This is a genomic window from Pseudomonas sp. BF-R-26 (genome assembly GCF_019947395.1).
Classification (GTDB): domain Bacteria; phylum Pseudomonadota; class Gammaproteobacteria; order Pseudomonadales; family Pseudomonadaceae; genus Aquipseudomonas; species Aquipseudomonas farris.
On sequence record NZ_JAGYGK010000002.1, the window covers coordinates 403,780 to 426,327 of the forward strand.

Below are 22,548 nucleotides of genomic sequence, written 5' to 3' on the forward strand. Positions count from 1 at the left end.
GAGCCGCCATTATTCAGCATGCATTAAACAATATAGGAGCGGGCTTGCTCGCGAAGGAGGAGTGTCAGCCAACATCGATGCTGAATGACACACCGCTTTCGCGAGCAAGCCCGCTCCCACATAAAAAAACAAAAGGCCCCTTGGCACTTATGCCAAAGGGCCTCGAGAGGTGCTGATTAGACGCTTCAGGTCAAATCATTTGGTCCAGTCGGCAACGCGATCAGGGTGTTTGGCCACCCAATCCTTCGCTGCAGCTTCAGGCTTGGCGCCGTCCTGAATCGCCAACATGACTTCGCCGATTTCGTCTTTCGACGCCCATTGGAAGTTCTTCAGGAACTTCGCAACTTCCGGCGCTTTGGTTGCCAGTTCTTTACTGCCGATGCTGTTCACGGTTTCAGCCGCGCCATAAACGCCTTTCGGGTCGTCCAGGAAGCGCAGTTTCCACTTGGCGAACATCCAGTGCGGCACCCAACCGGTGACGGCAATGGATTCGTTTTTCTTCTCGGCACGGGTCAGCTCGGCAATCATGCCGGCGCCGGAACTGGCCTTGAGGGTGTAGCCGTCCAGGCCATAGTCCTTGATCGCCTGCTCGGACTTGAGCATCACGCCTGAACCGGCATCGATACCGACGATACGATTTTTGAAGCTGTCGTCGGTTTTCAGATCGGCAATAGACTTGGCCTTGACGTACTCCGGCACGATCAAGCCGATTTTCGCATCCTTGAAGTTCGGGCCGTAATCGACGACCTGATCCTTGTTCTTGGTCCAGTATTCACCGTGGGTCACGGGCAGCCACGCCGACAGCATGGCGTCGAGTTTGCCAGTGGCCACACCCTGCCACATGATCCCGGTGGCAACCGCTTGCAGCTTCACGTCATAACCGAGTTTCTGCCTGATCACTTCTGCGGCCACGTTGGTCGTGGCGACGCTGTCCGACCAGCCGTCTACATAACCGATCGTCACTGCCTTGCCTTCGGCACTGGCCATCGTAGAACTGATCGCCAGCACCAAAGCGGCACCTGCGCCCAAGAGTCGTCGCATCTTCATCGTTACTTCCCCGAAAGTGCTGCGCTCGACGGATGCCGAGCCGCTCAACGTATTGTTATGGTGCACAGCGCCCCCATCACGCCTCACCGCAAACTCGTTCAAACATCAGCGGAGTACTGACGATTGGATGATCAACCTGACGCCCACGATGACCTGCTCTGCCAGCGACCTCAAGGCATCGAGAAACGACATCAGAAGGCCATTAATTGCAACCGCCGCAACTCCATCCGCCACCCCGCCCGAACTTTGCATGACAAAATTATGCAGGCCACCAAGCGCGGGACAAATGCAGGTAACATGCGCGGCTTTGTTCCCAGACGGCCTGACCATGCCCGCGACATCCCGCTTTCCTTTTTTTGCTTATTTATTTGCCTGCCTGCTGGGGCTTTTTGCCCTCGGTGGCTTCTGGTATGGACTCGGCAAACCGGTGATCCTGCCGGACGTGGCCAGCGCAACACACAAGCTGCAATGCGCCTCCTACACCCCGTTCGACAAAGACCAATCGCCGTTCGATGTGCCGTTTAAACTGCGCCCCGAGCGCATGGACGCCGACCTCGCGCTGCTGGCAACCCGTTTCGAATGCATCCGCACCTATTCCATGACCGGCCTCGAAGCCCTGCCCGATCTGGCGCGCAAGCACGGCTTGAAGCTAATGATCGGCGCCTGGGTCAACAGCAACCCGGTGGACACTGCCAAGGAGGTCGACCTGCTGATCGCCTCGGCCAATGCCAACGCCGACGTAGTGACCTCGGTGATCGTAGGTAACGAAACCCTGCTGCGCAAGGAAGTCACCGGCGCACAGTTGGCGACGCTGATTAACAAGGTCAAAAGTCAGGTCAAACAACCGGTGACCTACGCCGACGTCTGGGAGTTCTGGCTCAAGCACCCGGAAATAGCCCCGGCAGTAGACTTCCTGACCATCCATTTGCTGCCGTACTGGGAAGACGATCCGTCGAACATCGACGCAGCGCTGCAGCATGTGGCCGAAGTGCGTCAGGTGTTCGGCAACAAATTTGCGCCCAAAGACGTGGTGATTGGCGAAACCGGCTGGCCGAGCGAAGGCCGTCAGCGCGAAACCGCCCTGCCGAGCCGGGTCAATGAAGCCAAGTTCATTCGCAGCTTTGTGATCATGGCCGAGCAGCAAGGCTGGCATTACAACCTGATCGAGGCTTTCGACCAGCCCTGGAAACGCGCCAGCGAAGGTGCGGTCGGAGGTTATTGGGGACTGTTCGACGCCGATCGCCAAGATAAGGGCGTACTCGCCGGACCAGTCTCGAACGTACCGTACTGGTCGCAATGGCTGGCGGTGGGAGGCTTGATCTTCATCGGCACGCTGATTCTCGGCGGTCGCGTTCGCAGTACCCGCGCGGCGTTGGTTCTGCCACTGCTCGGTGCGTTGGCGGCCTGTTCGATTGGCGCCTGGGGCGATCTGGCCCGTGTCACCACCCGGTTTGCCAGTGAATGGCTGTGGGTCGCCTTGCTGACAGGGTTGAATCTGTTGGTGCTGGCGCATGCCGCGCTGACCTTGAGCGCTCGCACCGGCTGGCGTGAACGCGCCTTCAATGCACTGGAACGTCGCGCCGGCTGGTGGCTGGCAGCGGCAGGTTTTGCCGCGGCGGTGATGATGCTGGAGCTGGTGTTCGACCCGCGTTATCGCAGCTTCCCGAGTGTCGCGTTCATCCTGCCGGCGCTGGTGTACCTGTGCCGTCCGGTGAACGTACCACGTCGGGAAATCGCCGTGCTGACCTTCATTATCGGTGCCGGTATTGCGCCGCAACTGTATCAAGAAGGTTTGCAAAACCAGCAGGCCTGGGGTTGGGCGCTGGTGAGTGTGTTGATGGTGGCAGCGTTGTGGCGCAGCTTGCGGGTTCGCGGCTGATCTGCAAGGCGAATTCGCACAAATCCTTCTCTCCACTCATTATTGGCTGGAGAGCAGGAACCGCGCAGTCGTACTATCTGGACTCGATACCACCCCGAAAGTAGATGAGCACAATTAATGCCTGCTCACTTGTGAACGACGCGGCACGGTTACCCGGCTGTACGTTTTTTTAGGATGATAATTCTTCCAGGCCGGCATGTTAAAAAATTCATCTTGCGGCACTTCTCGACTCGCCACAAAAAACTTCACATTGTTTTTAACTTCAGGCGTCTCTTTGCGTCGGTACACGTACCTGATTTCAGAAGCAGTAACACTGGTGCCAGCATCAGGTTTTTTCGAAACAATATCGTCCAGAGTCCCCATCAAATTATCAATAGCGAAGAGGACCTTCTTGCTACGCTCAAAAATTTGAAACTCCAATCCCGCCTTACTGGAACGCCGCCACATCGGAACGTTTATCTGGAAGAAATTGCCAGTCCCTTTCTCATCCTTTTGAAAATATCTGTTAGTCATTGCGAACTCTTTGTAGGCAATTCCACGCACAGCATCCACTAACTCCGTTTTTATCTGCTCGTCAGTATTATATATTCCTGCCGTTACGGTCGGACCAAATGCCGCATCGGTTAAATCATTCTGTTTCAACACATTCCGTTTCTTTTCCCATAACAATCTGGGAATGCCCTCCTTCCAAAGCGGAAGCCTTGAAAACTCTTTAAATCCTGCTTCCGCCAAGGCTTTGAGTGCAGAATCCCGAGGCTCACGCAATCCAAATAAAATATCCCCCGCTTCAAATGAAGACACCAAGGCAGCATAATCCCCTTTACTCCCTCCATTGACATTCGTAGGACTCAACCCCTCCCCATCAAAAAAAGTGACGGAATTGTTTCGAACCATACGATATAAATTCGAACCATCGATCGCGCCAGCGGGATCCGGGCTGAGCCATCGATGCCACCAAGCCACATAATACCTCATGCCAAAATAATACAATCCGGTCGCATCCAGTTCCTTGCCTGAATAGCGCATAGTCTTATCGCTTGCCTTTATTTTATCGCTTCCCGCCCACCACGCCGTACAGCCATAAGAATAAAAAACCTCCTCGCTTATAAGTCCCCCTCCTTCATCAAGCTCCAAGCTGCATGAACCTACTTGGTCGCTCAACGCATAGCGGTAACTGACAGTGCTTGTGTCTTGCCGTCGATTTTCCTGGAGTAGCACACGAACATTGCACAGTTCTGTCTGCACATTAATAACGTGCAGTACTTTCTCATTATCAGTCCGAATTTCCAGCCCTTGTAAATAGCGAACCTCATGACTACGGATCAAACGACCGACCAAGATCGTGCGAATTTTCCGCAGCCTCTGTCCGGCATGATCATAAATGTAGTTCTCGGCATCGTTCGGTAAATCAGGACGAACTACCTGTTCGACTCGTCGCAGTTGATTACGCATATCCCAAAACAGGTCCTGTCCGGGTAGCAGTAGCCGTTTATTACCATTCGGGTCATACCCCGCAGCAATTTCGGCCTCCGTAGGCAACTCCCCGCCGCTTTTTCGCACGAGGGCACGGTTACTGTATTTCGACACCGCCATGAACTGGGTACGGTTTCCAAGCGCAGCGCAATGAACCTGTTTGATGAGATTCCCACTACAATCGTAGTCAAAAGTCTCAGTGTAGTTTTCCAATTGACCTGGATCCGCTGGCGATTGGAATTCTGGTAAATACGGTCCTACGCTGCCACCGACTACCTGCCAACCTGTGGCGCGAATCAACTGATAAAGAGTGTCGTACCGGAAAGTTCTGATCGGCTCTATTTTCTGGTTGCGAAAATAGCGAATAGACAGAGCCTTGTCTTCAATAGACAAAATATTGCCGACGGGGTCATAGCAGTAGATTAAATGCTGCAGAAGTGGCTTCCCCGAGAGCTGCGCCTTCAACTCTTCCAGTCTGCCATCGGCAGCAGAATGAAGGGCAGAGCATACGACCCCATTGGCGAAGGTTTGCTGCTCAACTTTATCAAAGGCGTTATAACGAATTTCGGTCAGCAGGTCTTCTTCTAGTCCATCTACACCTATCCTCACTTTTATTCCAGCAACCTGCCCGTCAACTGTGTAATTAAAAGTTTGGGCATTACGCTCTGCATCGATCTGACAGAGCAACTGGGATTTAGCACTGTAACGGTAACAAGTAGTGGCGCCAATTCCATCTTCATGAAGAAGATCACGATCAGCCTCTTGATAGGGCCAATCCGGTTCCTCCTCACTATCGAGAAAGTGCCGAGTACACTCAAGCAGTTCACTCGTCAGTGAATATAACTTGAACATCATGGTCCCAGCGCTATCATCTTGACGGATCAATTGTCCGCATTGATTTCGATCGACAAACGGCGTCCCGTTGCCGCCATAAGAGAAATAGGCGTTGACCCTTTCGTCCTCACCGTACACATATACAGATTCCTTGATCGGACGAATGAGACCATCGTAATTAACATGGGTACGCGTGAGCTTACTGTCCCAACTATCACATTTCTGGCCGGCAGGGCCTAGCAAATGCAAGCTGTAACCTGCATCAACGCTATCGGTAAGTAACTCCTCACCCGAAAGATTGAATACCATTTTGAGGTTTGCCGGAATATCAGGTTCTGTTCCGAGAGATTCGAACAAACGAGGATCAAAAAGGTCAGTTGCACGCCCAGCACTATCATATGCCTGATGAGTGACACGGCTATTGAGAGGGTCCTGGATAGCCTTTCGGTGATAGGCCACTGTGCGTACTGTAAGTGCACGTGGGTCATTCACCGTCAATGTGGGCGTACGAGCGTGCATGTTGGTTTCTCCTGACAGGATCAACGCTATACAACAGCGGCTCGACTATTTAGATCCGTGCCCTGGAAAGCGTCAACTGTCAGAATTAACAGGTCATGCAAGAAAACTTAACAGGCAGCAGTCTTTCTCACCAGACGCAAACCAGCAATCACCACCGCAAACACCGCCAACGTGGTGTTGTACAACGCCAGGGCCGGAAACCCGAACACCAGCGCCAGCACCGCCAACCACCACCCCGCTCGCCCCGGCAGCACAAAACCGATCACGGCAGCGGCCACTGCCGCCCAGCCCAGTACCTTGAAATGAATCATAAAGCCCAGATTCGAACGAATCTGGCATTCCCAACGACTGGCCTCATCAACGCAAATGCCGACCCATTGAGCGTCCTCCATGAAGCCATAACGTGCGCCATAACTGGCGGCCAGCCATAACGGCAGAAGAACGAGCAACAGGATCACGGGCAGACGGCGGGACATGCAACACTCCAATAAACGAAATCGGCGGCCAGCTTAATCCCCCGCCCGCGGTAAGCAAGTGACATCAACAGATAACTGTTCATGAAATAGCTGCAAAGTGTATCGTTCCGCTACCGTTGCTCCGAAATCAGGCCTGATTGGTGCCCATCATGGCACTTTGGCGCAATTCCTGTGGTCATAGCCTGCGAACTTCATCCGGCACCTTCCTCTAAGGGATCTAGTCATGCTCCGTTCCTTGCGCTGCGCCGCCCTGTTTGGCGGCTTGTTTTTAAGTGCGTCCGCACTGGCGGCCGACATTGATGCCGCCAGTTACGGCTACCCCCTGACCAACCCGTTCGAGGCGACCATCGCCACGACACCGCCGGAGTTACGCCCGGAATTGCCGCTGGACGACGACATCAATCAGGAGGATCGCAGCGTCACATTGCGCCCGGAGCGTGAATTCAGCCTGCCGGACAACTTCTGGCCGGTAAAGAAACTCACCTACCGCATCGCCACACAAGATCAAGCGGCACCGTTGATCTTCCTGATCTCCGGCACCGGTGCACGCTATGACAGCACCCTCAATGAGTATCTGAAAAAGCTCTACTACAAGGCCGGCTATCACGTGGTGCAGCTGTCGTCGCCGACCAGCTTCGACTTCATGACCGCCGCTTCGCGTTTCGCCACCCCTGGCGTGACCAAGGAAGATGCCGAAGACATGTATCGGGTGATGCAGGCCGTGCGGGCGCAAAACCCGAAACTGCCGGTCACCGATTATTATCTGAGCGGCTACAGCCTCGGCGCTCTGGATGCGGCCTTTGTGGCGCACCTGGATGAAACCCGTCGCAGCTTCAATTTCAAGAAAGTCTTGTTGCTCAACCCGCCGGTCAACCTTTACACCTCGATCACCAACCTGGACAAGCTGGTGCAAACAGAGGTGAAGGGCATCAACAACAGCACCACTTTCTATGAACTGGTGCTGGACAAACTGACCCGCTACTTCCAGCAGAAGGGCTACATCGACCTCAACGATGCCCTGCTCTACGACTTCCAGCAGTCCAAGCAGCACTTGAGCAACGAGCAGATGGCCATGCTGATCGGCACTTCGTTCCGTTTCTCGGCGGCCGACATTGCCTTCACCTCAGACCTGATCAACCGCCGTGGCCTGATCACACCACCGAAATACCCGATCACCGAAGGCACCACCCTCACGCCGTTCCTCAAACGTGCGCTGCAATGTGACTTCGACTGCTACCTGACCGAACAGGTCATTCCGATGTGGCGCGCCCGCACCGATGGCGGCAGCCTGCTGCAACTGATCGATCAGGTCAGCCTGTATGCACTCAAGGATTATCTGCATGACAGCCCGAAAATCGCCGTCATGCACAACGCCGATGATGTGATCCTCGGCCCTGGCGACCTGGGGTTTCTGCGCCGGACCTTCGGCGACCGTTTGACTGTTTATCCATTGGGCGGCCATTGCGGCAACCTCAACTATCGCGTCAACAGTGACGCAATGCTGGAGTTTTTCCGTGGCTAAATACCCCCTGCTGATCGCAGCGTTACTCTGTGCAGGCGTGGCCAACGCCGACAACAGCAAAGCCAATGCACCTGTGGTGGTCGATAGTGACGGCTTCAAGGAACCGCTGAGCAAACTCAAGTTCAACCCGGGGCTGGATCAGCGCGAGTTCGAACGCTCGACGCTCAACGCGCTGAACGTCTACGACCCGCTGGAAGAGTGGAACCGCCGCGTCTACCACTTCAACTACCGTTTCGACCAATGGGTGTTCCTGCCCGTGGTCAATGGCTATCGCTACATCACCCCAAGTTTCCTGCGCACCGGCGTCAGTAACTTCTTCAACAACGTCGGCGATGTACCGAACCTGGTGAACAGCCTGCTGCAATTCAAGGGTCAGCGCTCGATGGAAACCACCGCGCGCCTGCTCCTCAACACCACCATCGGTGTCGCCGGCCTGTGGGATCCAGCCACCTCCATGGGGCTGCCGCGCCAGAGCGAAGACTTCGGTCAGACCCTGGGCTTCTACGGCGTACCGGGCGGCGCCTACTTCGTGCTGCCGATCCTCGGCCCGTCGAACCTGCGTGACACCGCTGGCCTGGTGGTGGATTACACCGGCGAATCGGCGATCAACTTCCTGAACGTGGCCGAAGTCAGCTCCAACCACCCGGAAGTCTGGGCACTGCGCGCCGTCGATAAGCGCTATCAGAACAGCTTCCGCTATGGTCAGCTGAATACGCCGTTCGAATATGAAAAAGTGCGTTACGTGTACACCGAGTCGCGCAAGCTGCAGGTTGCCGAGTAATTCCGACGGCAACAAAAAAGGCCATTCGATTTGCGTCGAATGGCCTTTTTTATGCGCGGCGTCTCAAACACCACCAATCAACTGTGGGAGCGAGCCTGCTCGCGATGAGGTCATCACATTCACCATCAATGTTGACCTGCTAGACCGCTATCGCGAGCAGGTTCAGGCCTTTACCGTTTTCCAAACCTTGCTGACAGCCATCACCCCAACCAACACCGCCGCACCCGCCACAATCCCGGCCACCGCGTTCAGCAATGTCGGCACGATAAACCCGGCCCCACCAGCACCCGCGCTGACACTCTCGATCCAGTGATGAACCACCGGCACGCCGTGGGTCAGAATCCCGCCGCCGACCAAAAACATCGCTGCGGTACCGATCACCGACAGGCTTTTCATCATGTACGGCGCTGCACGCAGAATCCCGCCGCCGATGCTTTTGGCCATTTGCCCAGGCTTCTGGGTCAGCCACAGACCGAGGTCGTCGAGCTTGACGATGCCAGCCACCAGGCCGTAGACGCCGATGGTCATGACGATGGCGATGCCCGAGAGCACGATCACTTGCTGGGTCAGCGAAGCGTCAGCCACGGTGCCCAGGGTGATGGCGATAATTTCCGCCGAGAGGATGAAGTCGGTACGGATCGCACCTTTGATCTTGTCCTTCTCGAACGCCACCAGATCGACCGCCGGGTTGGCCACGGCCTCGACCAGTTCTGCGTGTTCGGCCTGATCTTCAGCTTTGCTGTGCAGGAATTTGTGGGCGAGTTTCTCGAAACCTTCGAAGCACAGGTAAGCGCCACCGACCATCAACAACGGCGTGACCAGCCACGGAATGAACGCACTGATGGCCAAGGCCGACGGCACCAGGATCAGCTTGTTGAGGAACGAGCCTTTGGCTACCGCCCATACCACCGGGATTTCCCGCTCGGCACGCACGCCGGAAACCTGCTGGGCATTGAGCGCCAGATCGTCGCCAAGCACGCCGGCGGTCTTCTTCGCGGCCATTTTGGTCATCAACGCCACATCGTCCAGTACGGTGGCGATGTCGTCGATCAGCACCAGCAAACTGCTTCCTGCCATGAATCAGGTTTCCTTCTTGAATGAATGGTGCGCAGCATAGCGCGACCCGAGGCTACACGGGGCATTCTTGAGCGCCGCGCGAGGCCGGTGCTACCATGCGCAACCGCCAGAACAGGCAAGGAACTCCTTGGTTTATGAGCACCATCCGCGAGCGCAACAAAGAACTGATCCTGCGTGCCGCCAGTGAAGAATTTGCCGACAAGGGCTTCGCTGCGACCAAAACCAGTGACATCGCGGCCAAGGCCGGGCTGCCCAAGCCTAACGTCTACTACTACTTCAAATCCAAGGAAAATCTCTACCGCGAGGTCCTGGAAAGCATTATCGAGCCGATCCTGCAGGCCTCGACGCCGTTCAACGCCGACGGCGTGCCCAGCGAAGTGCTGAGCGGCTACATTCGCTCGAAAATCCGCATCTCCCGTGACCTGCCCTTCGCCTCCAAGGTGTTCGCCAGCGAAATCATGCACGGCGCCCCGCACCTGAGCCCCGACCTCGTCGAGCAGCTCAACGGCCAGGCCAGGCACAACATCGACTGCATCCAGACCTGGATCGATCGCGGCCAGATCGCCCCCATCGACCCCAACCACCTGATGTTCAGCATCTGGGCCGCCACCCAGACCTACGCCGACTTCGACTGGCAAATCTCTGCGGTTACCGGTAAAGCCAAACTGGATGAGGCCGACTATGAAGCGGCGGCGCAGACGATTATCCGGTTGGTGCTTAAGGGGTGTGAGCTGGACTGAAAGACCGAGTGAACCTCAATCGTGGGCAAGGGCGCTCCCACAGGTTCGGTGGTGTACACAAAATATGTGAACACCTTCGATCCTTGTGGGAGCGGGCTTGCCCGCGATGAAGGCGACTCGATCTGAAGTCTTAAAGCCAGATAGCATCCCACAACGGATAGTCGCCAAGTCGCTCTACAAGCCCTGCCCGCAATGGATTCGCCACTACATACCGTGCCATCTTCACCAAGTCTTCTTCTCGCCTCAATGCCCGGTCGTGATAGCCCTGCTGCCAAAGTGGGCCATTCCTGTTACTGGAAAGATTCACCTCTCGCGTAATCAATGACTTGGTTTGACGCATCAGATTACTGAGTGAACAGTTCTCCAACTCGACAAGCCAATGGAAGTGATCAGGCATGACGACCCACGCCAGCGAATTCACTAACCCTGTGTTTTGTGCTTGGCGAAATTGATGAACAACCAATCTGCCCAATGCGAAATCTGCAAAAACCGGCTCGCGATCAAGTGTATTGGTCGTCAGTAAATAGATTCGATTGGGTTCGGCATAGCGCCCGGTTCGCAGGCGATGTGAAGCAGGAAGATCAGGCAATCCGTTGCCCCTTCATGATGGATTCATCAGAAGACTAGACCTGAGCAGCCCATAGACCGTGACAATCCGTTATCTGGATGTGTCCATGAGGCCGCCATCGCGGGCAAGCCCGCTCCCACAAGGATCGAAGGTGTTCACAGATTTTGTGTTCACCTACAAGGATCGAAGGTGTTCACAGATTTTGTGTTCACCTACAAGGATCGAGGGTGTTCACAGATTTTGTGTTCACCTACAAGGATCGAGGGTGTTCACAGATTTTGTGTTCACCTACAAGGATCGGGGTTGTTTCACGCATTTTGTATCCACCACCGAACCTGTGGGAGCGGGCTTGCCCGCGATGACATTCGATCAGACCATGAAGATCAACCAACCACCCCCGCATCCGCCCTCAACCCCTGCGTCTCGATCGCCCTGATCGCACATTGTTCATCAACATCAGACAAATCGCCGCTGATGCCCACCGCTCCCAACACACTCCCGTCCTGATCCCGAATCAACACGCCGCCCGGTACCGGGACGACGCTGCCCTGTCCCAGGCTATTCAGCGCGGCGAAGAAGGCTGGGCGTTGTTGGGCGTCTTGGGCCAGCAGGCGTGAGCCTTTGCCCAGGGCGATCGCGCCCCAGGCTTTGCCGATGGCGATCTGCGGGCGCAGCAGGCTCGCGCCGTCTTCGCGTTGCAGCGTTATCAAGTGCCCGCCGGCGTCCAGCACGGCAATGGTCAAGGGCGCGGCAGAGATTGCACGGCCTGCGGAGATGGCCTGGTTGGCCAGGTTGACTGCGACGTTCAAGGTTAAAGCGCTCATGGTGCCGTCCTCATTTTGTTATTGGGAAAGCCGTTGGATTGCTTTCTGTTGCGCAATCCGATGCAACAAATAGAACACAATGAATTATTTTTTTGTATACAATAATTCTCGAAAAGCGCCACATGCGACGAAAAGCCACAGTCCTTCGGGCTTCCGACGAATGAAACAGCTGCTTGAGAAAATGGATTGACCTGCGCCGTCCGCCGTGAATACACTCTGCGCAAAGCCACTTGTATACAATTACAAAACGTAAGAGGCACAAAACCATGAGCAAAATGAGAGCAATCGAAGCCGCCGTTCTGGTGATGCGCCGTGAAGGGGTTGATACCGCTTTTGGCATCCCGGGCGCCGCGATCAACCCGCTGTACTCCGCCTTGCAGAAGGTCGGTGGCATCGATCACGTCCTCGCTCGCCACGTTGAAGGCGCCTCGCACATGGCCGAGGGCTACACCCGCACCAAGGCCGGCAACATCGGCGTGTGCATCGGCACCTCCGGCCCGGCCGGCACCGATATGGTCACCGGGCTCTACAGCGCCTCGGCCGACTCGATCCCGATCCTGTGCATCACCGGCCAGGCACCGCGGGCCCGGATGCACAAGGAAGACTTCCAGGCCGTCGATATCACCAGCATAGTCAAGCCGGTCACCAAGTGGTCGACCACCGTTATGGAACCGGGCCAAGTGCCTTACGCATTCCAGAAAGCCTTCTATGAAATGCGCTCCGGCCGCCCAGGCCCAGTGCTGATCGACCTGCCGTTCGACGTGCAGATGGCTGAAATCGAATTCGACATCGACGCCTACGAGCCGCTGCCGCTGGCCAAGCCGACCGCTAACCGCGTGCAAATCGAGAAGGCCCTGGCCATGCTTGATCAGGCTGAGCGCCCACTGTTGGTGGCCGGTGGCGGCATCATCAATGCCGACGCCAGCGAGTTGCTGGTGGAGTTCGCCGAGCTGACCGGTATTCCAGTGATCCCGACCCTGATGGGCTGGGGCACCATCCCGGACGATCACCCGCTGATGGTTGGCATGGTCGGTCTGCAAACCTCGCACCGTTATGGCAACGCCACGATGCTGAAGTCGGACGTGGTGCTGGGCGTCGGTAACCGTTGGGCTAACCGTCACACCGGTTCGGTCGACGTTTATACCGAAGGCCGTAAATTCATTCACGTCGACATCGAACCGACCCAGATCGGCCGCGTGTTCACCCCGGATCTGGGCATCGTGTCCGACGCCGCTGCCGCGTTGACCGTGTTCATCGAAGTCGCTCGCGAATGGCAAGCCGCCGGCAAGCTGAAAAACCGCAGCGCCTGGCTGCAAGACTGCCAGCAACGCAAAGCCAGCCTGCAGCGCAAGACTCACTTCGACAACGTGCCGGTCAAGCCGCAACGGGTTTACGAAGAGATGAACCAGGTCTTCGGCAAGGACACCTGCTACGTCAGCACTATCGGTCTGTCGCAGATTGCTGGCGCGCAGTTCCTGCACGTCTACAAGCCGCGTCACTGGATCAACTGCGGTCAGGCTGGCCCGTTGGGCTGGACCATTCCGGCAGCACTCGGTGTGGTCAAGGCTGATCCGACCCGCAAGGTTGTGGCGCTCTCGGGCGACTACGACTTCCAGTTCATGATCGAAGAACTGGCGGTGGGCGCGCAGTTCAAGCTGCCGTACATCCATGTGGTGGTGAACAACTCGTACCTGGGGCTGATCCGTCAGGCCCAGCGCGGTTTCGACATGGACTACTGCGTGCAACTGTCCTTCGACAACCTCAACGCTCCGGAACTCAACGGTTACGGTGTCGACCACGTCGCTGTCGCCGAAGGCCTGGGTTGCAAGGCGTTGCGGGTATTTGAACCGGATCAGATCCAGCCTGCCCTGCGCAAGGCTCAGGAGCTGATCGAGGAGTTCAAGGTGCCGGTGATCGTCGAGATCATTCTGGAGCGCGTGACCAACATTTCCATGGGCACCGAGATCAACGCCGTCAACGAATTCGAAGATCTGGCGTTGGTCGGCAACGATGCGCCAACGGCGATTTCGCTGCTCGATTGATGATCGTTCCCACGCTCTGCGTGGGAATGCAGCCCGGGACGCTCCGCGTCCCAACAGCGGACGCAGAGCGTCCAATGAGGCATTCCCACGCAGAGCGTGGGAACGATAACTTTAAACGGGAGACCACCATGCCGCGTTTCGCAGCCAACCTGTCCATGCTGTTCACCGAGCAGGATTTTCTTGCCCGTTTCGACGCTGCCGCCAAGGCCGGCTTTAGTGGTGTCGAATACCTGTTTCCCTACGATTTCAGCTCCGCCGAAATCAAGGCCAAGCTCGATGCCAATGGCTTGACCCAAGTGCTGTTCAATCTGCCAGCCGGTGACTGGGCCAAGGGCGAGCGCGGTATCGCGTGCTTGCCGGATCGGGTCGAAGAATTCCGCGCCGGTGTCGATCTGGCCATCGCTTACGCCAAAGTGCTGGGCAACACCCAGATCAACTGCCTGGCCGGTATTCGTCCACAAGGTGTCGATGATGCCACCGTGGAAAAGACCTTTGTCGCCAACCTCAAGTACGCGGCCGACAAGCTGCAGGCGGTGGGCATCAAACTGGTGATGGAAGCGATCAACACCCGTGACATCCCGGGCTTCTACCTGAACAACACGGCGCAAGCCTTGTCGATTCGCGAGCAGGTCGGCAGCGCCAACCTGTTCCTGCAATACGACATCTATCACATGCAAATCATGGAGGGCGACCTGGCCCGGACCATGGCTGCGCACCTGGGCGAGATCAACCACATCCAGTTGGCCGACAACCCAGGGCGCAACGAACCGGGCACCGGTGAAATCAATTACCGCTACCTGTTCGAACACCTGGACCGCATCGGTTATCAGGGTTGGGTTGGCTGTGAATACAAGCCGCTGACCACCACCGAAGCGGGCCTGGTCTGGCTGAAAACCCATAACGCGATTTGATTGATCAACACAAAACACTGTGGGAGCGGGCTTGCCCGCGATGACGTCGGCACAGCAAACATCAATGTTGCCTGACCTACCGCAATCGCAGGCAAGCCAGCTCCCACTGAATCTGTTGTGTTTTTCAGACTGCATTTCAGCATCGGAGCGTGCGCTGCTCCCACCTGCACCTTAAAAAGAGGATTTTCTCATGGCTAAAATCGGATTTATCGGCACCGGCATCATGGGCCACCCAATGGCGTTGAACCTGCAGAAAGCCGGTCACAGCCTGTTCCTGTCGGCACACCACGACCCAGCCCCTGCCGATCTGGTCGCCGCTGGTGCCATCGCGCTGGCGAACCCGAAAGAAGTGGCCCAGGAAGCCGAGTTCATCATCGTCATGGTCCCGGATACCCCGCAGGTCGATGACGTGCTGTTCCGCGCCGACGGCGTTGCAGCAGGCGTGAGCAAAGGCAAAGTCGTGATCGACATGAGCTCGATCTCGCCAACCGCCACCAAAGCCTTCGCTGCCAAGATCAACGAGAAAGGCGCTCAATACCTCGACGCACCAGTGTCCGGCGGTGAAGTCGGCGCCAAAGCTGCGACCTTGAGCATCATGGTCGGTGGCGATGCCGATGCGTTCGAACGCGCCCTGCCGCTGTTCCAGGCCATGGGCAAGAACATCACCCTGGTCGGTGGCAACGGCGACGGTCAAACCGCGAAAGTGGCGAACCAGATCATCGTCGCGCTGAACATCCAGGCCGTGGCCGAAGCGCTGCTGTTCGCCTCGAAAAACGGTGCCGATCCGGCCAAGGTGCGTGAAGCGCTGATGGGCGGTTTCGCGTCGTCGAAGATCCTTGAAGTTCACGGCGAACGCATGATCAAGGGCACCTTCGACCCGGGCTTCCGTATCAGCCTGCACCAGAAGGACCTGAACCTGGCCCTGGCCGGCGCTCGCGAGCTGGGCATCAACCTGCCGAACACCGCCAATACCCAGCAAGTGTTCAGCACCTGCGCGGCCATCGGTGGCAGCAACTGGGACCACTCGGCGCTGATCAAAGGCCTGGAACATATGGCGAATTTCTCGATTCGCGATAAGTAACACCGATCTGAAGCTGGCTCGGTTCCTGTGGGAGCTGGCTTGCCTGCGATGGCATCGACTCGGTCTACCTGAAAGACCGCGTCGCCTGAATCGCAGGCAAGCCAGCTCCCACAGGACCGCGTCGCAATACTTGCTTTCGCCTTCCTCCAATAACAAGAATTCCGGGAGCCCGCCATGTCGGTCGATCCGCAACAACTGCTGCGCGAGCTGTTTGCCACAGCCATCGACGCGGCCCATCCGCAGCACGTCCTCGAAGCCCACTTGCCCAAAGATCGCAGCGGTCGGGTGATCGTCATCGGCGCCGGTAAAGCCGCAGCCGCCATGGCCCAGGTGGTCGAGCGCTGCTGGCAGGGCGAAGTGTCGGGTCTTGTGGTGACCCGTTACGGCCACGGCGCCCCGTGCGAAAAAATCGAAGTAGTCGAAGCCGCGCACCCGGTGCCGGATGCGGCTGGTTTGGCTGTCGCGAAACGGGTGCTGGAACTGGTCAGCGACTTGAGCGAAGACGACCGCGTGATCTTCCTGCTCTCGGGCGGTGGCTCTGCCCTCCTCGCCTTGCCCGCTGCCGGCATCACCCTCGCCGACAAACAGTCGATCAACAAAGCCCTGCTCAAATCCGGCGCGACCATCGGCGAGATGAATTGCGTGCGCAAGCATCTCTCGGCAATCAAGGGTGGACGTCTGGGCAAAGCCTGCTGGCCCGCCACGGTTTATACCTATGCGATTTCCGATGTACCGGGCGACCTCGCCACGGTCATCGCGTCCGGCCCCACTGTGGCCGACCCGAGCACCTCGGCCGAAGCGCTGGCGATCCTCAAGCGCTATGGCATCGAAGTCCCGGCATCGGTGCGCACCTGGCTGCAAAACCCGGAATCGGAAACGGTCAAACCCGGCGATCCGAGCCTGGCCCGCAGTCATTTCCAATTGATCGCACGCCCACAGCAATCGCTGGAAGCGGCAGCGGTGAAAGCCCGTCAGGCCGGTTTCAGTCCGTTGATTCTCGGCGACCTGGAAGGCGAATCCCGGGACGTGGCAAAAGTCCACGCCGGCATTGCCCGGCAGATCGTCCAGCACGGCCAGCCGCTGGCAGCGCCGTGCGTGATTCTGTCCGGCGGCGAAACCACCGTCACCGTGCGCGGCAATGGCCGTGGCGGGCGTAACGCCGAATTCCTGCTGAGCCTCACCGACAGCCTCAAAGGCCTGCCCGGCGTCTATGCATTGGCGGGTGACACCGACGGTATCGACGGCTCCGAAGACAACGCCGGCGCCATCATGACCCCGGGCAGTTACGCCCGCGCCGCCACTCTCGGCCTGAGCGCCAGCGATGAACTGGACAACAACAATGGCTACGGCTATTTCGCCGCGCTGGATGCGCTGATCGTCACCGAGCCGACCCGCACCAACGTCAACGACTTCCGCGCCATCCTGATTCTCGAGAGCACTAAACATGACGCCTGATAAGAAGGTCAAAATCCTCGCCACCCTTGGCCCGGCCACCAACGGAATCGATGGCATCCGTGAGCTGGTACAGGCTGGGGTCAATATCTTTCGCCTGAACTTCAGCCATGGCGATCACGCCGACCATGCACAGCGCTATCAGTGGATTCGTGAAGTCGAGCGCCAGCTGAATTACCCGCTGGGGATTCTGATGGACCTGCAAGGCCCGAAATTGCGGGTCGGCAAATTCGCCCAAGGCAAAGTGCAGCTGCATCGCGGTCAGGCCTTGCGTCTGGACCTGGACCCGACGCCGGGCGATGAGCGCCGGGTCAACTTGCCTCACCCGGAAATCATCGCAGCGCTGGAGCCAGGCATGGACCTGCTGCTGGACGACGGCAAGCTGCGCCTGCGAGTGGTGACCAAGTACGCCGACGCCATCGACACCACGGTGCTCAATGGCGGCGAGCTGTCGGATCGCAAAGGCGTCAACGTGCCACAAGCGGTGCTGGATCTGAGTCCGTTGACCGCCAAGGATCGTCGCGACTTGAGCTTCGGGCTGGAGCTAGGAGTGGATTGGGTTGCGCTGTCGTTCGTGCAACGCCCGGAAGACATTCGCGAAGCTCGCGCACTGATCGGCGACAAGGCGTATTTGATGGCAAAGATCGAGAAGCCATCGGCCGTGACTCAACTGCGGGAAATCGCCGAATTGAGCGATGCGATCATGGTCGCTCGCGGTGACCTGGGCGTGGAAGTGCCGGCCGAGAGCGTGCCGCAGATTCAGAAAAACATCATCAGCACCTGCCGTGAACTCGGCAAACCGGTGGTGGTGGCGACGCAGATGCTGGAGTCGATGCGCTTCTCTCCCGCCCCGACCCGCGCCGAAGTCACTGACGTCGCCAACGCGGTGGCCGAAGGTGCGGACGCGGTGATGCTGTCGGCGGAAACCGCGTCCGGCGAGTACCCGCTGGAAGCTGTGCAGATGATGAGCAAGATCATCCGTCAGGTGGAAAACGGCCCGGACTATCAGGCCCAACTGGACGTGAGCCGACCGAAAGCCGAGGCCACAGTGTCGGACGCGATCAGCTGCGCGATCCGCCGCATCAGCAACGTGCTGCCGGTGGCGGTGCTGGTGAACTACAGCGAGTCCGGTACGTCGAGTCTGCGTGCAGCGCGGGAACGGCCAACGGTGCCGATCCTCAACCTGACGCCGAATTTGCAAACCGCGCGGCGCTTGACGGTGGCGTGGGGCGTGCATTCGGTAGTCAATGATCGACTGCGCCAGGTGGACGAAGTGTGCTCGACGGCACTGGAGATTGCCCAGGCACAGGGCATGGCTCAGCGGGGGGATACGTTGTTGATCACGGCGGGAGTGCCGTTCGGGCAGCCGGGGTCGACCAACTCACTGCGTATCGAAACCCTGATTTAACCCCTACACGATGATCGTTCCCACGCTCTGCGTGGGAATGCAGCCCGGGACGCTCTGCGTCCCAAGAGCAGACGCAGAGCGTCCATTGAGACATTCCCACGCAGAGCGTGGGAACGATCTGTACTGAACGACCCTTATCATGCCTGCCAACCACTTCAACACCCACTGCCCCGACTGGGCCACTGCCCTGCTCAATGGCTTCAGCCAGATCTTTCTCCAGCGCCATCCGCTGTGCGGTCTGCTGTGTCTGTTGGCGATTCTATTCACCGCGCCCGCTCTGCTCGGCGGTGCGTTGCTGGGAGGGGTCGCCGGGTTGCTCACCGCGCAACGTCGCGGGTACACCAAGGCTGATCGTCAGGCCGGGCTGTTCAGTTACAACGGTATTCTGCTCGGTCTGCTGCTGAGCCTTTATTTCCCATGGTCAGCGCTGTTTCCACCGCTGATCATTGCCGCTGGGGGCCTGAGCGCGATGCTCACCCAGCAATGGCTCAAGCGTTCGCGCGATCATCATTGCCTTCCCGCCTATACCGCGCCCTTTGTCGGGATGAGCTGGTTGCTACTGTCGTTTGCCGGTCCCCAGCAACCCGCGCCGCTGATCGAAATGACCACATTCAACTTGCTCGCCGCGTCATTGAAAGGGCTCGGTCAAGTGCTGTTTCTCGGTCATCCGCTGGCTGGAGCTCTGATTGCCACGGGTTTGCTGATCGCTGACCGGCGTGCCTTCCTGTGGGCGCTGCTCGGCTCCGTTGCCGGCCTTGGATTCGCCCTTCTGCATCACGAAACATCAACCGCGCTGCTGGGTTTGAGCGGCTACAACGCCGTGCTCGCCGCCCTCGCCTTCAGCCAAAATCGTCGCCAGCCTTGGCTGCCATTGTTGGGAATCCTGCTGGCGGTGCTACTCACACCGGGGTTCGCCGCACTCGGCCTGGCCACGTTGACTGCACCCTTCATCCTCGCCTGCTGGCTGATTCGCGCAGGCATTCGGGTGCTGCGTCAGGCCGCCATGGACAGCGCGCCTTGCGCTACCGGGGAGAATCGACCTAGGCTTCGCTGATTCTCGATTCAGGCGTTTTCCATGGACAGCAGTAAAAACTGGCGTGAAGAGCTTTACGTCATCATCTTCCAATCCGATACCCCGGCCGGCCGGCGCTTCGACAGCATTCTGCTGTTGATCATCCTCGCCAGCCTGGTGATCGTGATTCTGGACAGTATCGACAGCGTTCACCAGAACTACGCCGACATACTGGCGTACATCGAATGGGGCTTCACCGTCGTTTTCGCCATCGAGTACGGCCTGCGCCTGTACTGCTCGCCCAAGCCGTTGCGCTACGCGTTCAGCTTCTATGGGTTGGTGGATTTGCTGGCGATCGTGCCTGGCATTCTCGCGCTGTATTACAGCGATGCGCAGTACCTGCTGATCATTCGAATCATTCGGATGCTGCGGATTTTCCGCGTGCTCAAGCTCAGCCCGTATCTGAAGCAAGCCAACTACTTGATGACGGCGTTGCGCGGCAGCAAGCAGAAGATCGTGGTGTTTCTGCTCAGCGTCAGCACCCTGGTGACGGTGTTCGGCACTCTGATGTACGTGATCGAAGGCCCGGAACACGGCTTCACCAGCATCCCCAAAGGCATCTATTGGGCCATCGTCACGCTGACTACCGTGGGTTTTGGCGACATCGTGCCCAGGACGCCGTTGGGTCAGGTGGTTTCGTCGCTGGTGATGATCACCGGTTACTCGATCATCGCCGTGCCAACAGGGATCTTTACCGCGGAACTGGCCAACGCCATGCGCGGCGAACAATTGCAACACGATTGCCCGACCTGCCAGAAAAACAGTCACGAACACGGGGCAGCATTTTGCTCCCGTTGCGGCAATGCGCTGTTCAAGAAACTGGAATAAGCAAAGTGCTTTTTAATCTTTAAAGGACTATGCGAGCCCGGCTATAGTCGCTGGCAAATTGCCAACACTTTCCATAGAACATGTTTGATAAAACAAGGAATGCGCAGTGAAAAAACTCTTTGGCGCCTCACTTCTGGCCGCTGGCCTGGCCTTGGGCAGCATGGCTCAGGCTGCACCGACCCTGCTTAACGTTTCCTACGACGTGATGCGAGATTTCTACAAGGACTACAACGCTGCCTTCCAGAAACACTGGCAAGCCGAACACAACGAGAACATCACGCTGCAAATGTCCTTCGGCGGTTCCAGCAAACAGGCGCGCTCAGTGATCGATGGCCTGCCAGCTGATGTCATCACCATGAACATGGCCACCGACATCAACGCCTTGGCGGACAACGGCAAACTGGTCCCGGACAACTGGGTCACGCGCCTGCCAAACAACAGCGCGCCGTTCACCTCGGCCACCGTGTTCATCGTGCGCAAAGGCAACCCGAAAGCCCTGAAAGACTGGCCGGACCTGCTCAAGGACGGCGTGCAAGTGATCGTCCCCAATCCGAAAACCTCGGGCAACGGCCGCTACACCTACCTCTCGGCGTGGGGTTATGTGCTGAAAAACGGCGGCGACGAGAACAAGGCGAAAACCTTCGTCGGCAAACTGTTCAAACAAGCGCCAGTGTTGGATACCGGTGGCCGTGCAGCCACCACCACGTTCATGACCAACCAGATCGGCGACGTGCTGGTGACCTTCGAAAACGAAGCGGAAATGATTGCGCGTGAATTTGGTCGTGATCAGTTTGAAGTGATTTACCCGAGTGTTTCCGCTGAAGCCGAACCGCCGGTGTCTGTAGTCGACAAAGTGGTCGAGAAAAAAGGCACTCGCGCTGCCGCTGAGGAATATTTGAAGTACCTGTGGTCGCCGGAAGGTCAGGAGATTGCGGCGGCCAACTACCTGCGTCCGCGTGATCCGGCGGTATTGGCCAAGTACACCGATCGCTTCCCGAAAGTGGATTTCCTTTCGGTGGAGAAGACCTTTGGTGACTGGCGCACGGTGCAGAAGACCCACTTCAATGATGGTGGGGTTTTTGATCAGATTTACAGCGGTCAGTAATTCCTGAGCCATCGAAAAGGCGACCTGCAATGGTCGCCTTTTTTGTGGGTGCATGCTTGTGTGGCGAGGGGTATTGCGTCATGCCGTTACATTGGCGGGGTTATGCCGTCCTTGCCCGCTGCAATCGATTGGGCGGTGAGTGTCCCGTCGGCGCTTTGGGTGACGAACGTCACGATCTTCACGCCCACCTTCAGCAAGCTCCGATCCCCCGGCACCAGATTCACGATCGGCACATCCTCCGGCACCAGAATTTTCTGCTGGCCGCCCTTGTAGTTGACGGTCAGAACCCGGCCGTTGCTGACCACCAGATCGCCCACGCTGCCGTTGGTCATGCTGCTGCCCTTGACCAGATCAAAGGGCCTATGGCCGTCGCCGCTGCCGGCCAGTTCCGGTGGGAACACGTGGACTTCCAGGGCCTTGAGAGAACCATCTTCCTGCGGCACGGCAGCCGAGCCGATGTAGCTGCCGGGTTTGATGTCTTCGATATTGGCCACGGTAACGGCGCGGACTTTGGTGTCCTTGGTCAGGTTGATCACCACGTCTTCGCCGCTGTTGACGTGGACTTTCAGAATGTCGGCGCTGATACCGGTAATCTCGCCGCGTACACCGATGCGCATACCCGGCGCGTCCTGGGCCTGAGCCAAGGTTGTCGCGAACACAGTGATCAAGGTGACTGCTGAAGCGCCGCGGATCAGGTGACGGAACATCGCATTCATGAAAGTGCCTTCCGTTTTATGAAGCGTTAAGAGAGAACATAAGCACGCTATCGAACAAGATGTTAGTGAATGTATCATCGGACGCGACGATCGCGACCGACGACTAAAAGGTCCAAATGAACGGCCTCTCTCAATCATTCTTCAGAGGCATGATGACTATCACCCTATTCCCTCTTCCGCCGCTCTAGCCAGC

At 57.6% G+C, this 22,548-nt stretch carries 19 protein-coding genes; 12 read left to right on the forward strand and 7 right to left on the reverse strand.

The annotated features are described in order from the left end of the window. Window positions 1-195: 195 nt before the first annotated feature. On the reverse strand, window positions 196-1,047 hold the full coding sequence (locus KGB18_RS04110) for a glycine betaine ABC transporter substrate-binding protein (RefSeq protein ID WP_123720738.1): 852 nt from the start codon (window positions 1,045-1,047) through the stop codon (window positions 196-198). A 286-nt stretch (window positions 1,048-1,333) separates the two neighbouring features. Between KGB18_RS04110 and KGB18_RS04115 the strand changes: the two genes are divergently transcribed. Further along, complete coding sequence (locus KGB18_RS04115) at window positions 1,334-2,926, forward strand: beta (1-6) glucans synthase (protein ID WP_123720737.1); 1,593 nt, start codon at window positions 1,334-1,336, stop codon at window positions 2,924-2,926. A 114-nt stretch (window positions 2,927-3,040) separates the two neighbouring features. Here the strand turns inward: KGB18_RS04115 and KGB18_RS04120 are convergent, their stop codons facing one another. Continuing rightward, a complete protein-coding gene (locus tag KGB18_RS04120) occupies window positions 3,041-5,752 on the reverse strand; it encodes an RHS repeat-associated core domain-containing protein (protein WP_223569431.1) in 2,712 nt (903 codons plus the stop codon). A gap of 107 nt (window positions 5,753-5,859) precedes the next feature. Continuing rightward, complete coding sequence (locus tag KGB18_RS04125; protein ID WP_123720735.1) at window positions 5,860-6,228, reverse strand: hypothetical protein; 369 nt, start codon at window positions 6,226-6,228, stop codon at window positions 5,860-5,862. A 223-nt stretch (window positions 6,229-6,451) separates the two neighbouring features. Between KGB18_RS04125 and KGB18_RS04130 the strand changes: the two genes are divergently transcribed. Both KGB18_RS04130 and KGB18_RS04135 read left to right on the forward strand, forming a co-directional pair. Further along, window positions 6,452-7,750, forward strand: a complete 1,299-nt coding sequence (locus tag KGB18_RS04130) for a serine/threonine protein kinase (protein WP_123720734.1) — start codon at window positions 6,452-6,454, stop codon at window positions 7,748-7,750. Further along, window positions 7,743-8,531 carry a VacJ family lipoprotein gene (locus tag KGB18_RS04135; protein WP_123720733.1) on the forward strand — a complete coding sequence of 263 codons (789 nt, stop codon included), beginning with the start codon at window positions 7,743-7,745 and terminating at the stop codon, window positions 8,529-8,531. The genes KGB18_RS04130 and KGB18_RS04135 overlap by 8 nt, the downstream gene beginning before the upstream one ends. Before the next feature lie 162 nt (window positions 8,532-8,693). On the opposite strand, the gene KGB18_RS04140 is transcribed toward KGB18_RS04135, so the two are convergent. Next, the gene (locus tag KGB18_RS04140; RefSeq protein WP_123720732.1) at window positions 8,694-9,608 is read right to left on the reverse strand and encodes a DUF808 domain-containing protein; all 915 of its coding nucleotides are present in this window, start codon (window positions 9,606-9,608) and stop codon (window positions 8,694-8,696) included. 134 nt (window positions 9,609-9,742) lie between these two features. Here KGB18_RS04140 and KGB18_RS04145 point away from each other — a divergent pair, with 134 nt between their 5' ends. Next, complete coding sequence (locus tag KGB18_RS04145) at window positions 9,743-10,348, forward strand: TetR/AcrR family transcriptional regulator (protein ID WP_030131738.1); 606 nt, start codon at window positions 9,743-9,745, stop codon at window positions 10,346-10,348. 130 nt (window positions 10,349-10,478) lie between these two features. Here KGB18_RS04145 and KGB18_RS04150 read toward each other — a convergent pair whose 3' ends face one another. Both KGB18_RS04150 and KGB18_RS04155 read right to left on the reverse strand, forming a co-directional pair. Continuing rightward, window positions 10,479-10,937 carry an REP-associated tyrosine transposase gene (locus KGB18_RS04150; RefSeq protein ID WP_123720731.1) on the reverse strand — a complete coding sequence of 153 codons (459 nt, stop codon included), beginning with the start codon at window positions 10,935-10,937 and terminating at the stop codon, window positions 10,479-10,481. A 362-nt stretch (window positions 10,938-11,299) separates the two neighbouring features. Beyond that, window positions 11,300-11,740 (reverse strand): GlcG/HbpS family heme-binding protein, encoded by a 441-nt coding sequence (locus KGB18_RS04155; RefSeq protein WP_123720730.1) that lies wholly within the window; start codon window positions 11,738-11,740, stop codon window positions 11,300-11,302. A 266-nt stretch (window positions 11,741-12,006) separates the two neighbouring features. Between KGB18_RS04155 and gcl the strand changes: the two genes are divergently transcribed. The 8 genes from gcl (at window position 12,007) to KGB18_RS04195 (ending at window position 21,639) form a co-directional block, all read left to right on the forward strand. After that, window positions 12,007-13,782, forward strand: coding sequence for a glyoxylate carboligase (gcl, locus tag KGB18_RS04160; protein ID WP_008014981.1), 1,776 nt, complete (start codon window positions 12,007-12,009; stop codon window positions 13,780-13,782). Window positions 13,783-13,910: 128 nt separating this feature from the next. Continuing rightward, the gene (gene hyi / locus KGB18_RS04165; RefSeq protein ID WP_123720729.1) at window positions 13,911-14,693 is read left to right on the forward strand and encodes a hydroxypyruvate isomerase; all 783 of its coding nucleotides are present in this window, start codon (window positions 13,911-13,913) and stop codon (window positions 14,691-14,693) included. Window positions 14,694-14,883: 190 nt separating this feature from the next. After that, window positions 14,884-15,774, forward strand: coding sequence for a 2-hydroxy-3-oxopropionate reductase (locus KGB18_RS04170; protein ID WP_007894261.1), 891 nt, complete (start codon window positions 14,884-14,886; stop codon window positions 15,772-15,774). A 174-nt stretch (window positions 15,775-15,948) separates the two neighbouring features. Next, window positions 15,949-17,229 (forward strand): glycerate kinase, encoded by a 1,281-nt coding sequence (locus tag KGB18_RS04175; RefSeq protein WP_123720728.1) that lies wholly within the window; start codon window positions 15,949-15,951, stop codon window positions 17,227-17,229. After that, a complete protein-coding gene (gene pyk, locus KGB18_RS04180) occupies window positions 17,219-18,634 on the forward strand; it encodes a pyruvate kinase (RefSeq protein ID WP_223569432.1) in 1,416 nt (471 codons plus the stop codon). Before KGB18_RS04175 ends, pyk begins: the two co-directional genes overlap by 11 nt. A gap of 139 nt (window positions 18,635-18,773) precedes the next feature. Further along, the gene (locus KGB18_RS04185) at window positions 18,774-19,688 is read left to right on the forward strand and encodes an urea transporter (RefSeq protein WP_223569433.1); all 915 of its coding nucleotides are present in this window, start codon (window positions 18,774-18,776) and stop codon (window positions 19,686-19,688) included. 21 nt (window positions 19,689-19,709) lie between these two features. Further along, complete coding sequence (locus tag KGB18_RS04190; protein WP_123360178.1) at window positions 19,710-20,534, forward strand: ion transporter; 825 nt, start codon at window positions 19,710-19,712, stop codon at window positions 20,532-20,534. 106 nt (window positions 20,535-20,640) lie between these two features. Beyond that, entirely contained in the window at window positions 20,641-21,639 is a 999-nt protein-coding gene (locus KGB18_RS04195) for a sulfate ABC transporter substrate-binding protein (RefSeq protein ID WP_052966773.1), read from the forward strand. An 86-nt stretch (window positions 21,640-21,725) separates the two neighbouring features. Here KGB18_RS04195 and KGB18_RS04200 read toward each other — a convergent pair whose 3' ends face one another. Then, window positions 21,726-22,355, reverse strand: a complete 630-nt coding sequence (locus KGB18_RS04200) for a hypothetical protein (protein ID WP_201059530.1) — start codon at window positions 22,353-22,355, stop codon at window positions 21,726-21,728. Window positions 22,356-22,548 lie beyond the last annotated feature (193 nt).